This window comes from Liquorilactobacillus ghanensis DSM 18630, assembly GCF_001435235.1.
GTDB lineage: Bacteria > Bacillota > Bacilli > Lactobacillales > Lactobacillaceae > Liquorilactobacillus > Liquorilactobacillus ghanensis.
Map to the genome: position 1 here is coordinate 168,919 of NZ_AZGB01000015.1, position 14,875 is coordinate 183,793.

The following is a 14,875-nucleotide window of genomic DNA, read 5'->3' on the forward strand; positions in this document are numbered from 1 at the left end:
ATAAAAATATTCTGCCCAGAAAGACAACCAGACTAAAAAAAAAAACACTTTCATGGTAAGATGGAAGTAAAGCTGCTCAATGAAAGTGAGGTAAAACAAATGATCCAAATTATTGCTTCTGACATGGATGGCACATTATTAAATGATAAAATGGTCATTTCACCAGTCAACGCAGCTGCCGTAAAAAAAGCTCAAGCTGCCGGCGTTCATTTTATTGTTTCATCTGGACGCGGTTATACTGAAATTAAGCCTTTAATTGATAATGCTGGTTTTAATTGCCCATTGATCACTCTCAATGGCGCTCAAGTTTTTGATGAAGAAGGTAAATTGCTGAGTTCAGCGGCAATTTCTGACCATTTATCAAGCAAAATTATGCATTTTTTAAAGAAACAAAAACTCTATTTTGAAGTAATTACTTCAAAAGGAATTTATTCTGACAATCAATCCAAGCGAATTGAAAACTTTGCAGAATTATTAACAAATATCAATCCCGAAACACCATTTAAATTAGCAGTTTCATTAGCTGCTGCTCGAATGGAACTGATGAATGTCAATTATACTGATGACTACTTTAAATTGGCAGCTGATCCACATATCAGCATTTACAAAATAGTTGCATTCAGTAGTGAAGGTCCAAAAGTTTTAGATCCAATTAAACAAAAAATTCAACAATTTGATTCGTTGACTGTAACCTCATCTTCCGATTCAAACATTGAAATCAACCATGTTAATGCTCAAAAAGGGGCTGCTCTACAAGCCTATGCTGATCGTTTAAATGTTCCAATGGACAACGTAATGGCGATCGGTGATAATAACAATGATCTTTCAATGTTGAAAGTAGCAGGCGTCAGTTATGCAATGGATAATGCTATCAATTCTGTTAAGCAAACTGCTAAACGTCTGACAACTACTAATGTTGCTGACGGTGTTGCACAAGCAATCAATGAAGTCTTAGCTGAAAAATAATCCTGATCAACCTTGAAAAAAGGAGGCGTCACCAATTGCGGACACTATACGCGCGTAAGTTTCGTTTGGCTCATCAAGGAGCCTCCACTGTCACTGACAAAAATTCACAAGCCGTTTATTTGGTAGTTGGCAAATGGGGACGTCATAATGATGTTTTATCAGTTTATGCCATTTCAGGTGAATTATTAGCTGAAATCAAACAAACTGGTTTTGGAATCTTTCCTAGTTTTAATTTATATTTGCATAATCAGCACGTTGGCAGACTAAAAAGATATCATTTTGGAAAAAAAGATTTACTGCTAGTGCGAAAATTAAACTGGATGATCATTGGAGATATTTATTCATTCAATTACCGAATCTATCATCGAAAAGATTTGATAATGCAATTAGCTGAGGTTTCTTTGTTAACCGGAAATTATCTTGAATTAAAAATCACTGCCGAAAAAGATGAACCGCTTTGTCTTTGTATTGTAGCTATTCTAGATTATTTTGCACAAAAACCGATCGGCAAGCAACAAAAAAACTATAATTTAAACATAAAATTTGATTAAAGGAGACATTTTATTTGTTAATTCGTCAAGCTCGTCCAGAAGATGCTGCTCAAATTGCACCTTTATTTAAAATAATCTTAGACGAAATGGAGTTGCCAGCACTCAAAACTATTCCGCTTGAAAAATTAAATCAGGTTATTAAGTATTCATTCAGTGATCCGAATTATCTTAGTCAAGCCGCTCAAACTATCGTCGCAGCCGACCATGATCAAGTAGCCGGTTTTGCTTGGGGTTACCCTGATGAAAAAGAAGCCTTGGTCAATAAAATCTTGATTGATAACTTTCCTAAGGCTGGGTTACCGATCGATACAAAGTTGTTCGAAGATGATGAAGCTTTTGCCAATGAATGGTATCTTGATTCAATTGCCGTTGCTCCCAAGTATCAGGGGAAAGGCATTGGGACCCATTTGTTAAAAACGCTCCCTTCTTTGGCTCAAACCAACGGAAAAAAACGAATCGGGTTAAATGTTGATTGGGCTAATCCCCAAGCTGAAAAGCTTTATCGACGATTGGGTTTCAAAAAAGTTGGAACAACTGTACTTAGTCAGCATTCTTATAATCATTTGGTTTATCATATTTAATTTGGATGCGAAAATAAGTCAACTAATAACACTATAGCCTGGAAAGGCTATTTTTTGTGCGGCAATCTCAGCTACCGGTAGTTGTTTTCTTGACAACAAAGAGGTTGATTTCATTATTTTATTTTATATCTACTTTAAAAAGCATTATGAGCATAGCAGCTCGTAAACATCGACTGCTTTTATTTCAACGTGTTTTCAAAAGAAATAACTACAACGAACCAAATTCAAAAATTACTTGTTCGAAAATTTGATTTTCCTAATATTAACGTTCACTAACCTGTTAAGATTAAATAATTTAGTAAAAAATAAGCATCAGCTGTTGCAAACCAGTTGATACTTATCTTTTATAATAATAATTTTTCTAATTCAAAATTTTAACTGTAACCGTCCGTCTACCCCATGCAGTTGCTTGGCCAACACTTGCAAAATGCAAATCAATAATATTTCCCTTAATTGCACCACCAGTATCACCTGCAATTGAAACACCATAGCCAGAAACCCAAATTACACTGCCTAATGGAATAACGCTCGGATCAACTGCGACACAACTCGGATGCTGTTTTAAATTAATTCCTAAAGCACTATAACCACTAGCTCCAGCTTCAGCAGTTGAATAACCAGTAGCCTGCATAGTCAAGGTTCGACTGGCAGCAACATCACTACTGCTACCACTGTTGGCTGTACTTGATGTGCTGCTGGCTGTTGTTGAAACTGAGCTTGTTGAACTACCGACTTTACTGGTTGAAGATGCAGCTGCTGTTGAATTTTTAGCAGCTGTTTCACTTGCTAATTGTGCTGCTGCCTGCTGCTTTTTCTCAGTTTCCTTAGCCCATGAAACCTGATTAGCTAACAACTTAATTTTTTGTTGATTATTATTAACCAAACTTTGTAGTTCTCGAACCGAATTGTTTAATTCAGTTTTTTTCGCAGCTATTTGTGTTGATTGCTGTTTTAATGAAGCCTGTGTTAAGGTTAATTTTTTTTGACTATTATGTAGTACTTTAATACTTTGAGAAACTGCAGTCATACTTTGATTATAAGCAGCTTGCAAACGACCCAATGCTACCAAATTACCAAACCACTGACTAAAATTCTTCGATTGCTGCAATAATTGTAGTCCAGCCTGTGTTCCTTCTGTTTGTTGTAAATTACGTATTCTTAATTTTTCTTGATTTATCCGCTGCTGTTTTTGTTTTTTGGCTGCTGACAATTCCTTTTGCGCTTGTTTTAAACGTTTATTCGTTTGCGCTTGTTGTTGTTGCACACTCTTTAATTGTTGATATGTTTGATTAACGGTGGCAACTTTTTGCGCCAATTCATTATTATTCTGCTTTAATTCCTGTTGCAAACTGGCTTGTTGTTGCTGTAGTGCCGTTACTTTGCTAGCCTTGGCTATTTTCGGTTGGAATAAAATTAAGCAAAACACGGTCAGCATCACTAATAACATTAACCGATTTACACTTAATTTTTTCATTATATTCATATCTAATCACCCTCACCATAGCATTATACCCAACCAGTGTGTTAACAAGATTGCATTCTGATTACAGGATATTACTATCTGATGTCATTATAGTTTGCATGTATCTATTAAAAAATACGCAAAAAAAAGAATCTTCTTCTATAAAAACTAGAAGCGATTCATTAATTAGGTACATTTATTCGTAATTCTTTAAAGCCCGTTGAATTTGACGTTCTTGATCACGTTTTTTAATTGTTTCTCGCTTATCATAGGCATGTTTTCCTTTAGCAACACCCAGCAAAACTTTGGCATAGCCATGCTTCAAATAAACTTTAAGTGGAACCAGTGTCAAACCCTTATCACTTAATTGCGCTGTCAAATGGCGTAATTCTTTTCGATGAAGCAATAATTTACGATTGCGTAATGGATCATGATTAAACTGATTTCCCTGATCATAAGGTGAAATGTGGACATTCATCAACCACGCCTCACCATCTCTGATTTGAGCAAAACCGTCCTTTAAATTAATACGCCTTGCTCGAACAGATTTGATTTCTGTACCGGTTAATACCATCCCAGCTTCAACCGTATTAATAATTGTATAATCATGACCAGCTTTTTTATTTTGTGCTAATGGTCGTTCATAATTCTTTTTTTGTGGCATTGAATCACTTCCTTATCCATCTCAAGCCATCTGCAAATTAATGCGTATGTTTTAATTGTTCTTTAAATGGGCGGAAGCCACTCCGATGCTGTTTAGAGTTCCGATGATTATTTTTATTTTGAAAACCATGTTGATGAGACCTTTTGGCCGCTTGATTACTTGAACCATATTTCTTTAATAGGTCCGTTTTTGGTGCTGCTTGTGGATTCATGATCTTGAAATTAATTTCTTTTTGATCAGTATCTACCGACAATAACTTAACTTTGATCGGTTGCCCAATTCGATAAGTTCTTTTTGTTTTTCGTCCCACAAGTGCCATTTGTTTCTCTAGAAACTCATAAAAATCATCATGCATTTCATTAATATGAACTAATCCCTCAACTGTATTGGGCAGCGAAACAAACATACCAAATTTTGTAACCGAACTAACAACTGCCTCAAATTCATCGCCAACGTGATCAGCCATATATTCGGCTTTTTTCATAGCATCGGTATCACGCTCTGTATCAACAGCTCGACGCTCCATTTGTGAACTATGCAATGCAATTTCTGGGATTTCTTCCTTAAGTCGATCCTTTTCATCAGTTTCTATCCCATTTTCTCGATAGAATCTAACTAAACGATGCACCAACAAATCAGGATAACGTCTGATTGGTGACGTGAAATGTGTATAATCCTGAGCCCCAAGTCCAAAATGCCCCAAAGGATCTATCGCATATTTTGCTTGCTGCATTGAGCGTAATAACATCGTTGAAACCATTGTTTCTTCAGGCTTACCAGCTACTTCTTTTAAAATATCCTGCAACATTTTGGGCTTAACGTCATGAACATTACCCTTTACTTGCAAACCAATACTTGAAAGCATCTCCATAAAAGTCAACATTTTTTCTGGCTTCGGTGTTTCATGAATTCGGTAAATAAACGGTACTTTTAATTGGTGAAAATGAGCAGCTACCGTTTCATTAGCTGCCAGCATGAACGATTCAACCAACTTTTCACCTAACCCGCGCTGCCGTAGCACAATATCAATTGGATGTCCTTGTGAATCAAGAATAATTTTTGCTTCATCATCTTCAAACTCAATTGCTCCGCGCCGGTGACGCATTTTCTGCAAGATTTTATGAAGTTCAGCCATGGTTTCAAACATTGGCACCAATCTTTGATAACGCTCAATAGTTTTTTGATCATGCGACTCTAAAATATTGTTAATAGCTTTATAAGTCATCCGCTCAGTAGTTTTAATTACACTAGGGAAAATTCGATGAGAGACAACTTTACCTTGCTGATCAATTTCCATCTCACAACTCATTGCCAGTCGTTCAACTTGCGGGTTAAGCGAACAAATTCCATTAGAAAGCTTTGGCGGCAACATTGGAATTACCCGATCAGCCAAATAGACTGATGTTCCACGTGTATAAGCTTCACGATCCAATGGTGTTCCTGGAACAACATAGTGCGAAACATCAGCAATATGGACACCTAAATGATAATGCCCATTTGGCAATTTCCAAGCTGTAACGGCATCATCTAAATCTTTAGATTCAATACTATCAATTGTTACTAGATCTTGATCTGTTAAATCAATCCGATCACGTTTTTCAGCCGCTGTCACTTCATCAGGAATTTTAGCAACTTGCTTCATTACATCATCAGGAAACGCTGTCGGCAAATCATGTTGATAAACAACCTGCAAAATATCAATTCCCGGATCATTAACATTACCAATTACTTTAGTTGCCATACCTTCTAAAATGCCTGGTAAATGAGGATTAGGATATGACGTAATCTGAGCTAAAATGATTTCACCTGGAACTGGATGCAGACCTTGATCAACAATTAAGAAGCGGTAGCGGTTCAGTTTTTTATCTTTTAGTTTTACTTCACCAATAATCCGTTTAGGATATTCAGCATGTTCATCAATAAAAAATTCACCAACAATTTGCGTCAAAACATGTTGCACAATCGCAACGATCTTGCCTTCTGGACCTCGACCCATTTTAGGATCAGCTGCACGTAATTCAGCTACTTCAACTTGATCTCCGTTAAGAGCAGCCATCGTCTGGGTTGGATTAATGAAATAATCCGGTTGTTCTGGATCAACTGTTACAAAACCAAACCCACGATCAGTTGCATGAAATTCTCCGGTAACAGTTGCCATATTTTCATCTTTGGCAAGTGTAAAAGCACCATTTTGATTAAGCGTTATCTTTTTTTCCTGTTCAAGTTGCGCTAAAGCTTGAACAATTTGTTTAAATTGATCAGACTTCTTCATCATCAGGTCATCCGCTAATTCTTGCACAGAAAATTCCTGATCCGGTGAATTCTTTAATATATTTAACAAGCTTTCTTTAATTTTTTTTCTATCCATTTAATTCCTCGTTTGAGTTTCTACATGTATTTTAAAAAGTTTATTGAGAGATTACCACAAATAAAACCTCCGGCAATCTCTAAGCAGGAGGTTTTTGATCAATGTGATGAAATAAAAACCAATGTTAGCGAAAGTGCAAAGAACAAAATCCCTAGAACTACAGTTACTTTTTGCATAAACGCTTCAAAACCACGAGGCTTCTGTTTACTAAATAAATCAGTTGCTCCTCCTGAAAGTGCCGTCGAAGCATTATCATTCTTAGCTGGTTGCATCATAACAGCAATAACGATCAGTACAGATACAATCATTAGCAGCACTAATAATAAATTATACAAAATCTTGGCCTCCTTGAAAAATTCTATATTTACTCTAATGTAGCATAAAAAAGTTTTCTTTTCCAGTTTGATTTATCTAAAACAAACAGTTAAAAAAGTGAATGTTACTTAAAAATATAAGCCCAGAAGTTAATTTATAAATAGCAAATGAAAACATGCTGGATACATGATAAATGTTCCTCTATCTAAAAAATTCTCTAGCATAAATTCTATAAAAGCTCCTTCACTAATCATTAAATTGACCAACTGCTGCTAAAAATAAATATTCTTGGTTATCTAGCTCCGATATTCGTTATTTTGAAGTTAAAAAAGGTTGCCTGTTTTAAAAAACAGGCAACCTTTTCAAATAATTTGGCTAATTATTGGTAACTTACCAGTATCACTTGAACAAAGAATTTTAAAAATTATTATCCTGCCAAAAGCAATTAAAATTATTTGTTTTCGATTGCTTCACGAGCAGCTGCGCTCAAGTTGTAGAATGATTGAACACCCTTATACTGAGCAACTGTTTTACCCAATTGATCTTCGATTCTCATTAACTGGTTGTACTTAGCAATCCGATCTGTCCGGCTCATTGAACCAGTCTTGATCTGACCAGCATTTGTAGCAACAACCAAATCAGCAATCGTTGTATCTTCAGTTTCACCAGAACGATGAGAAACAATTGCTGTATAACCAGCTTCCTTAGCCATTTCGATTGCTTCAACTGTTTCAGTCAAAGTACCAATCTGGTTAAGCTTGATTAAAATAGCATTTGCAGCGCCCATATCAATACCTTTCTTCAAGTATTGAGTATTGGTTACGAAGAAGTCATCACCAACTAATTGAACTTTCTTACCAAGTTCTTTGGTGATTTCTACCCAGTCATCCCAATTGTTTTCATCAATTGGATCTTCGACTGAAATGATTGGATATTTGTCAACTAAACCTTCAATATATTTAATGAATTCTGGAGTTGAGAATTCTTCACCAGTTGACCAATGAAGCTTGTACTTCTTAGTCTCATTATCCCATAATTCAGAAGCAGCAACATCAACTGCAATAGCAACATCTTTCCCTGGTTTGTAGCCAGCTGCCTCAATTGCTTTGATCAAATATTCTAAAGGTTCCTCATTGTTAGCAAAGTCCGGTGCAAAACCACCTTCATCACCAACTGAAGTTGCCTTACCATCAGCAGCCAATAAATTCTTAAGATTATGGAAAGTCTCAGAACCCATGCGAATTGCTTCTTTAACAGTTTTAGCTCCAACAGGCATGATCATAAATTCCTGGAAGTCAACCTTGTTATCTGAATGAGCACCACCATTGATAACATTCATCATCGGTGTTGGCAAAACATGTGCATTGAAACCGCCTAAATAGTTGTAAAGCGGAGTCTGCAATTCATCAGCAGCAGCACGTGCAGCTGCAATTGAAACTGATAAAATAGCATTAGCACCCAGTTTACCCTTGTTTGGTGTACCATCAAGTTCGATCATTGCTTTATCAATAGCAACTTGATCTGTTACTTCATAGCCGACAATTTCTTTAGCAATGATGTTATTTACATTGTCTACTGCTTTAGTAACACCTTTGCCCATAAAACGTGATTTATCACCATCACGCAATTCTACAGCTTCATGTTCACCAGTTGAAGCACCAGAAGGAACAATTCCACGACCAAAGCCACCTGCTTCAGTATAAACCTCCGCTTCAACTGTTGGATTACCACGTGAATCTAAAACCTCGCGAGCATAAATTTCTGTAATACTAGACATAATCCACTCTCCTTTGAGTTTACTTGACTTGAGTTTAACCTCAAGTACATTTTAAATGTTTTTAGGAAAACTTGCAATTGCTAATCAATTAACAAGTCACTATTTGTTAAAGTTTACCAGCTTTAAGAATGAATCAGGAACTAATGAAGCACCTCCGACTAAACCACCGTCGATATCTTCTTTAGCCATTAATTCTTTAACATTAGCTGGTTTTACTGAACCACCATACTGAATACGAACCTTATCAGCAACTGTCTCATCATACAATTTCGCAACCGTTTTGCGAACAACTGCACAAATTTCTTCAGCTTGGTCAGCTGTAGCAGTCTTACCAGTGCCGATTGCCCAAATTGGTTCATAAGCAATTACCAAACTAGCTACTTGATCAGCAGACAAATCTTTCAAAGCAGCAGTTACTTGATTAGCAACCCATTCTTCTGCCTTGCCAGCTTCACGAGTTTCCAATGATTCTCCGCAGCAAATAATTGGCAATAAACCATTTTTGAAAATTGCATGGGCTTTTTTATTAATATCTTCATCAGTTTCATGGAAATAACCACGACGTTCTGAGTGGCCGATGATTACATAATCAACACCCATTTCCTTCAAAACTTTGGGTGAAGTTTCACCGGTAAAAGCACCATTGTCTTCAAAGTAACAATTTTCAGCTGCTACTTTCAATGCTGAACCCTTAGCATTTTCAAGCAATGCCGGTAAATCAACTGCAGGTGCTGCAATAACTGATTCAACTGAAGCTGAATCAGGTAAGTCATTCTTAACTGCTTTAACAAATTCCGCTGTTTCACTGGGATTCATATTCATTTTCCAGTTACCAGCAATAATTGGTGTACGCAAAGAAATCATCCTTTCAAATTTGCATTAAAAACTACTGAACCATTTTATTTATCCGAAACTGCTGCAATTCCTGGAAGTGTTTTTCCTTCAAGGTATTCCAATGAAGCACCACCACCAGTAGAAATATGGGTCAATTTATCAGCTACACCTAATTGTTGAACAGCTGCAGTTGAATCACCGCCACCAACAATTGTTGTTGCATCTTTTAAAGTACCTAAGAATTTGCCAACTTCAAGTGTACCTTTAGCATAGTTGCTCATCTCAAAGACACCCATTGGTCCATTCCAAACAACAGTTTTAGCATCTTTTAAGACGTTTTCAAACAATTCAACTGATTTTGGTCCAATGTCCAAAGCCATATAGCCATCAGGGATTTCACCATCAACTACTTTGCTAGGTACATCATTTGCAAATTTTTCAGCAACAACTGAATCAACTGGTAATACTAACTTATCGCCAGCTTTTTCAATAATTGATTTTGCCAGTTCAATTTTATCTTTTTCAACTAATGAATTACCAATTTTCATACCTTTAGCAGCGTAAAATGTATAAGTCATACCACCGCCGATGATAACTTTATCAGCTTTGCTTAATAAATGATCAATTACACCAATCTTATCAGAAACTTTTGCGCCACCAAGGATTGCAACAAAAGGATGAACTGGATTATCAACCGCATTACCCAAGAATTTAATTTCTTTTTCCAATAAGAAACCTGCAGCTGCTTGTTTCATATTGCTGGCAATTCCAACATTAGATGCATGAGAACGATGCGCTGTTCCAAAAGCATCATTAACATAAAGATCACCAAGTGAAGCCCAATATTTGCCTAACTCTGGATCATTACCTGATTCTTTTTTGCCATCCAAATCTTCAAAACGTGTATTTTCAACTAAAAGAATATCGCCATCGTTCATTTTACCAATTGCTTCTTCAAGTTGTGGACCACGAGTTACTGGTACAAAAGTAACTGGTTTCTTGATTAAATCAGCTAAATGCTCTGCTACTGGACGTAAAGAAAGTTCTTTTTTGTCTTCTTCCTTTTTTACACGGCCAAGATGTGAGAAAAGAATAGCTTTACCACCATTTTCAGTCACATACTTAATCGTTGGTAATGCTGCAACGATCCGGTTATCATTACCGATCACGCCTGCTTTAATCGGAACATTAAAGTCGACACGAATTAAAACTTTTTTACCCTTAACATCTAAATCTGAAACAGTTAACTTAGCCATAAAATTTCAGCCTCCATTTTTTATTAAAAAAACAAAAGGCGAAGAGAGTTTTGCCTCCCCCCGCCTCGATGACTTGCAATTAGTTAATCAACTTAGCGTTAGCTAAATCTTAAAGCATGCTAGCAAATTTCTCTAATGTACGGATCATCTGTGCTGTAAAACCAGATTCGTTATCATACCATGCAACAGTCTTGACAACTTGGCCTTCACCTTCGCCAACAACCTGTGTCTGAGTTGGGTCAAATACTGAACCAAATGTTGTTCCAATAATGTCAGATGATACAATGCTATCATCATTGTAACCAAATGATGGGTTGTTTTCAGTAACTTTCTTAACAGCTGCATTAACTTCATCAGCTGTAACAACTTTATCAAGTGTTGCAACTAATTCTGTCAATGAACCTGTAATAACAGGTACACGTTGTGCATGGCCATCAAGTTTACCATTCAATGAAGGAACAACTAAGCCAAGAGCTTTAGCAGCACCAGTTGAATGAGGAATTGTATTTTCTGCAGCAGCACGTGCATTACGTACGTTACCACCACGATCAGGACCATCCTGAAGTTTCTGAGTAGCTGTGTAAGCATGGATTGTTGTCATTGTACCAGCTTTGATGCCAAATGCATCGTTAACAGCTTTTGCTAAAGGAGCTAAGCAGTTTGTAGTACATGAAGCTGCTGAAACGATTTTGTCATCTGGTGTCAATGTATCATCGTTAACACCATAAACGATTGTCTTCATTTTGCCAGCAGGAGCAGAAATCAAAACTTTCTTAGCACCTGCATCAATATGAGCCTGAGCTTTTTCTGCTGAAGTGTAGAAACCAGTTGATTCAAGAACTAACTGAACACCGTCATTTTTTACCCAAGGAATGTTACGAGCATCTGCTTCGGCATATACAGGAATTTCTTTACCATTAACAACCAATGCGTTGTCAGTAGCAGAGATTTCAGCATCAAATTGACCATGAGCTGTATCATATTTCAGAAGATGTGCCAACATAGCTGGAGAAGTTAAATCGTTAATAGCAACAACTTCAAGCCCTTCTGAAGTTTCAGCAATACGACGAAATGCCAAACGACCGATACGGCCAAAACCATTAATACCTACTTTAGTAGTCATACTAAAATTTCCTCCTTTAGGAAATAAAAATTTATTTTAAAAAGTGTGCCAAGTTAGCACTACTTTTTTAAAATCATCTTTGCAGCGCCTTCATCAGTTATTAACCAAGTTTGTGAAGGTGCGTGTTTCATGTAAGCCACAATTGCCTTAGCTTTAGAACTGCCACCAGCAACTGCAATTACATACTTCATTTTAGTAAGATCCCTTAGTTGAACACCGATTCGCGGAATCTTATATACAATTTGACCAGCCTCGTCAAAAAAATATCCAAATGCTTCTCCAACAGCTTGCTTGTTTTGCAACATCGTAACAACTTCTGTGTCCATATCACGCCGACGAGCCATCTTAATTGCTTGTCCAATGCTATGAATCACCACATCACTATTACGAATCAATTGAATAACCTGTTGAATACTTGGCTCTTTGAGTAATGGTGCATAAGCCTGCCTACTTAACTGTTCAGGAACATACAATGCACGATGTTTTCCACCTGCTTGACGGGCCATCATGGAACTGACACTATTAGCTTGAATTGCAACGGTTTCGCCAATCCCACCACGAGCAGGAACAAAGACCAAATCTCGCTTTTCACTTAATTTAGCCGTTAAACAATGAGCAATTTCTGCCATCGTTGTACCACCCATAACAGCAATGACACTCCGTCCAACCGGTAAAAGCCGATCCAATGCATCATTAACTAATTTTCCCATTGCTTCAATGACTTTTGTTTGCTTATCTGTATTACCTGTAACAATCAAGCATCGAGCAATTCCTAATGTCTTTGCCAACTCTTCTTCTTGTTGATGAATATCCGCCAGCTCATCAATCAACGAACTTAAGCCTTGTAAAACAGCATGTCCTTGGCCAGTGATTATCATCCCAGAACGAGTTGCTTCAATCAAACCTTGCTGCTTGAGAAAATCAGTTTCAGTTCTCAATACTCTTTCGGTTAAGCCGACCTCCTGAGCTAGAGTTCGTCGTCCAACTGGCTGTGCCCAATAAATATGACGAATAATCATAAAACGCTGGACCATAGTTTCAATCATGTCAGGAGCAAGCTGCTCGATCCAATCCAACTCTTGGTTCATGTCATATTCCTTCCTATGGGACACTTTTAGTCCAGTGGTGTCATTCAGCGACCCAGTAAACTAAAAAAAATATAATTTTCCTTGGTCACACATCCGACTCACCTTAACCACATCTGAATTATACCAATAAAAGTGCTTGGATGCAAGCAATCTAACGTCTGCTTTTCAAGTAAAATCAACGATTTCATGATAAAAGCTTTTTCTTCTTCAATCACGAACTTTAGTTAAATGAGTACAAAAATATTGACCAAATTGTTAACAAAAAAATATTTTTCTCCCATTTTAGCCGAAAATAATTTATATTAGTGTTTCCGTTTTACTGAAGAAGCAATTCCCAATGCTTCACGATACTTTGCAACTGTCCGACGTGACAATAAAATACCATTCGTTCGCAGTAAAGTTGTTAGTCGACTATCCGACAGCGGTTTATGTGTATCCTCCGCATCGATCAATGCTTTAATCTGAGATTGGGCTTCATCAACTGATAAATCATCTTTAGCAGTCGTTACAACTGAACGTTTAAATAATTTTTTTAACTCAAACACCCCAAAATCACATTTTAAATATTTGCCATGCACTGCCCGACTGATAGTTGATTCGTGCAACCCCAATTTTTGAGCAACATCTCTTAACAGCAATGGTTTCAACGGGTGATGCTCATCTAAGAAAAATTTCTGCTGGCGTAAAGCGATTTCTTTTCCCACACGTAAAATTGTTTGACCACGTTGTGCCAGATTATGTTCCAATGAAACATAATCTGCGTGTTTCTCGCGCAGATAAGCTTTAACATCCTGATCGGCTACATTAGCAAACTTCTCATAATAACTTTTTTTAAAAACAATTTGTGGTTGGTTTTCGGAACTCAGTTTTACTTCGACCTGCCTACTTTCTGGTGAAACTTCGACAATTAAATCCGGATAAATGTATGTTAAATTATCAGCCCCAAATGCTGCTCCCGGAGCAGGAGATAAACTTCTGATGTATTCAAAAATATTTTGAACTTCAGTCATAGATAACTTGGTTTTATAAACAATCTTTTCCCATTGGTGATCGGCAAGTTCTGTAAAATGATGCTCAACTAATTCTGAAGCTGCTGCTGGTGACTGATCATCATTTTCAATTTGCAGCAATAGACATTCTTGTAGATTTCGAGCGCCAACTCCTGGTGGATCTAGTCGTTGAAGGAGCGTCAATGCATCAAGTAAAGTTGTTCGATCAGCTTTAGTTTGCTGACAAATTGTTTCAATATCTAATGTTAAATAGCCATTTTGATCTAGATGATCGATTAAAAAGACTACCCAGCCACGCAATAAAGTTTTTCGCATAGTCAAATGGACTTGACTTAATAAATATTCCGTTAAGGACTGTGTCTGCTGATCAGCTAGGCCTTCTTCTAATGAAAGAGAGCGATTATCATTTAAAGAATTCAAGGAACTGAAAGTTTTAATTTTAATGAAAGGATTGTCAAGCTGTTTTTGATGCATAAAATCATTCAAATCTTCAATACTATAACGTAAAATTCTAATTGATTGCTGCATCTGCTGCGTCATAGCCAATTTTTGAATTTGACGTTGTTCTTGACTAATAGCTTGTTTGAAAGACATTTTTCACACTCCTTTTATTTTGGGGTTGCTTTTTTTTTCAGCATCAACTAGAATAATAAGAGTATTGCGCCGCTAGTGTAATGGATCGCACGCAAGATTCCGGTTCTTGTAATGTGGGTTCGACTCCCACGTGGCGCATTTTATTATGCCTTAAAATCAATGCTTTCACGTTCTTTAGACAACATATCTGTTAACATTATAGCATTAAACCACAATTTAGCCCTGATAGGGCTATTTTTTATGCGCTCTATTCTGCACTCAGACAGTCAAATTATGCGATTAGAGT

At 36.9% G+C, this 14,875-nt stretch carries 13 protein-coding genes and 1 tRNA gene; 4 read left to right on the plus strand and 10 right to left on the minus strand.

The features are described 5' to 3' along the window. Window positions 1–99: 99 nt before the first annotated feature. The 3 genes from FC89_RS04965 to FC89_RS04975 are packed head-to-tail and all read left to right on the plus strand — an operon-like array spanning window position 100 to window position 2,098. Window positions 100–966 (plus strand): Cof-type HAD-IIB family hydrolase, encoded by an 867-nt coding sequence (locus FC89_RS04965; RefSeq protein WP_057871443.1) that lies wholly within the window; start codon window positions 100–102, stop codon window positions 964–966. Window positions 967–1,001: 35 nt separating this feature from the next. Then, a complete protein-coding gene (locus FC89_RS04970) occupies window positions 1,002–1,517 on the plus strand; it encodes an LURP-one-related/scramblase family protein (protein WP_187329654.1) in 516 nt (171 codons plus the stop codon). Window positions 1,518–1,531: 14 nt separating this feature from the next. Next, window positions 1,532–2,098, plus strand: a complete 567-nt coding sequence (locus FC89_RS04975; protein WP_057871445.1) for a GNAT family N-acetyltransferase — start codon at window positions 1,532–1,534, stop codon at window positions 2,096–2,098. Between the two features lie 361 nt (window positions 2,099–2,459). On the opposite strand, the gene FC89_RS04980 is transcribed toward FC89_RS04975, so the two are convergent. From FC89_RS04980 to rpoN, 10 genes are all read right to left on the minus strand, one after another. Then, a complete protein-coding gene (locus FC89_RS04980) occupies window positions 2,460–3,581 on the minus strand; it encodes a 3D domain-containing protein (protein ID WP_157060660.1) in 1,122 nt (373 codons plus the stop codon). A gap of 175 nt (window positions 3,582–3,756) precedes the next feature. After that, window positions 3,757–4,224, minus strand: coding sequence for an SsrA-binding protein SmpB (gene smpB, locus FC89_RS04985; protein WP_057871446.1), 468 nt, complete (start codon window positions 4,222–4,224; stop codon window positions 3,757–3,759). A 37-nt stretch (window positions 4,225–4,261) separates the two neighbouring features. Beyond that, a complete protein-coding gene (gene rnr / locus FC89_RS04990; RefSeq protein WP_057871447.1) occupies window positions 4,262–6,592 on the minus strand; it encodes a ribonuclease R in 2,331 nt (776 codons plus the stop codon). A 98-nt stretch (window positions 6,593–6,690) separates the two neighbouring features. Then, window positions 6,691–6,927 carry a preprotein translocase subunit SecG gene (gene secG / locus FC89_RS04995; protein ID WP_057871448.1) on the minus strand — a complete coding sequence of 79 codons (237 nt, stop codon included), beginning with the start codon at window positions 6,925–6,927 and terminating at the stop codon, window positions 6,691–6,693. Window positions 6,928–7,358: 431 nt separating this feature from the next. Then, window positions 7,359–8,684, minus strand: a complete 1,326-nt coding sequence (eno, locus tag FC89_RS05000) for a phosphopyruvate hydratase (RefSeq protein ID WP_057871449.1) — start codon at window positions 8,682–8,684, stop codon at window positions 7,359–7,361. Window positions 8,685–8,783: 99 nt separating this feature from the next. After that, window positions 8,784–9,539, minus strand: coding sequence for a triose-phosphate isomerase (gene tpiA / locus FC89_RS05005; RefSeq protein WP_057871450.1), 756 nt, complete (start codon window positions 9,537–9,539; stop codon window positions 8,784–8,786). Window positions 9,540–9,583: 44 nt separating this feature from the next. After that, window positions 9,584–10,774, minus strand: a complete 1,191-nt coding sequence (locus tag FC89_RS05010; RefSeq protein ID WP_057871451.1) for a phosphoglycerate kinase — start codon at window positions 10,772–10,774, stop codon at window positions 9,584–9,586. A gap of 109 nt (window positions 10,775–10,883) precedes the next feature. Beyond that, the gene (gene gap / locus FC89_RS05015) at window positions 10,884–11,897 is read right to left on the minus strand and encodes a type I glyceraldehyde-3-phosphate dehydrogenase (protein ID WP_057871452.1); all 1,014 of its coding nucleotides are present in this window, start codon (window positions 11,895–11,897) and stop codon (window positions 10,884–10,886) included. Between the two features lie 59 nt (window positions 11,898–11,956). Then, on the minus strand, window positions 11,957–12,985 hold the full coding sequence (locus tag FC89_RS05020) for a sugar-binding transcriptional regulator (RefSeq protein WP_057871453.1): 1,029 nt from the start codon (window positions 12,983–12,985) through the stop codon (window positions 11,957–11,959). A 302-nt stretch (window positions 12,986–13,287) separates the two neighbouring features. Continuing rightward, on the minus strand, window positions 13,288–14,589 hold the full coding sequence (gene rpoN, locus FC89_RS05025; protein ID WP_057871454.1) for an RNA polymerase factor sigma-54: 1,302 nt from the start codon (window positions 14,587–14,589) through the stop codon (window positions 13,288–13,290). A gap of 66 nt (window positions 14,590–14,655) precedes the next feature. Between rpoN and FC89_RS05030 the strand changes: the two genes are divergently transcribed. Then, window positions 14,656–14,727, plus strand: a tRNA-Arg gene (locus FC89_RS05030). Window positions 14,728–14,875: the final 148 nt, after the last annotated feature.

Bases quoted from the DNA above. Each gene is read 5' to 3' on its own strand.
- FC89_RS04965 (WP_057871443.1), top strand. From the start codon at position 100: ATGATCCAAATTATTGCTTCTGACATGGATGGCACATTATTAAATGAT.
- FC89_RS04980 (WP_157060660.1), bottom strand. From the start codon at position 3,581: ATGAATATAATGAAAAAATTAAGTGTAAATCGGTTAATGTTATTAGTG.
- smpB (WP_057871446.1), bottom strand. From the start codon at position 4,224: ATGCCACAAAAAAAGAATTATGAACGACCATTAGCACAAAATAAAAAA.
- rnr (WP_057871447.1), bottom strand. From the start codon at position 6,592: ATGGATAGAAAAAAAATTAAAGAAAGCTTGTTAAATATATTAAAGAAT.
- eno (WP_057871449.1), bottom strand. From the start codon at position 8,684: ATGTCTAGTATTACAGAAATTTATGCTCGCGAGGTTTTAGATTCACGT.
- FC89_RS05010 (WP_057871451.1), bottom strand. From the start codon at position 10,774: ATGGCTAAGTTAACTGTTTCAGATTTAGATGTTAAGGGTAAAAAAGTT.
- gap (WP_057871452.1), bottom strand. From the start codon at position 11,897: ATGACTACTAAAGTAGGTATTAATGGTTTTGGCCGTATCGGTCGTTTG.
- FC89_RS05020 (WP_057871453.1), bottom strand. From the start codon at position 12,985: ATGAACCAAGAGTTGGATTGGATCGAGCAGCTTGCTCCTGACATGATT.
- rpoN (WP_057871454.1), bottom strand. From the start codon at position 14,589: ATGTCTTTCAAACAAGCTATTAGTCAAGAACAACGTCAAATTCAAAAA.